The sequence below is a fragment of the Streptomyces sp. SID13031 genome, assembly GCF_010548305.1.
GTDB lineage: Bacteria > Actinomycetota > Actinomycetes > Propionibacteriales > Kribbellaceae > Kribbella.
In genome coordinates this window covers 1-432 of the sequence record NZ_JAAGLV010000086.1, presented here as the reverse complement: position 1 = coordinate 432, position 432 = coordinate 1, and the positions used below count along the sequence as shown (strand labels likewise).

General features: G+C 75.7%; 1 protein-coding gene. It reads right to left on the bottom strand.

The window, feature by feature from the left end; genetic code table 11:
- A partial coding sequence (locus G3I17_RS39350; RefSeq protein WP_164604517.1) for an endonuclease V occupies positions 1-358 on the bottom strand: 358 nt, incomplete at its 3' end.
- Between the last annotated feature and the right edge of the window lie 74 nt (positions 359-432).

Here is a 432-nt window from a genome sequence, read left to right as displayed (position 1 = left end):
ACCGGCGCGGATGGGCCAGCCCGTAGCCGTCGCAGACGACGAGCCCCGGCCCGACGGGAAGCCTCTCCAGCGCGGCGAGCACGGTGGGGATCTCACGGAAGGCCAGCAGCCCGGGGACGTACGGGAATCTCACCCGGCCGCGCGCGGTGGCCTCGGCGACCACGTCGAGCGTGGCCGCGTCCAGCACCACCGCCGCCGCCACGACGACGTCCCGCTCCTCGTCGTAGGCGACGTCCACACCCGTGACCCGTCCGGTGCCGGGCGGCGGACCGCTCTCGTCGAGCACCACCTCCGCGCGCAACGCGTCCTGGACGGCACGGGCTTCGGCCTCGTCCGCGGGCATCGGGAAGGTCGTCATGATGCGGTCAGTGTAAGGGCCCCCGCACGCCGCTCCCCGCGCCCGCGCGGGAGTTGGGCGGCGCACGCGGACCG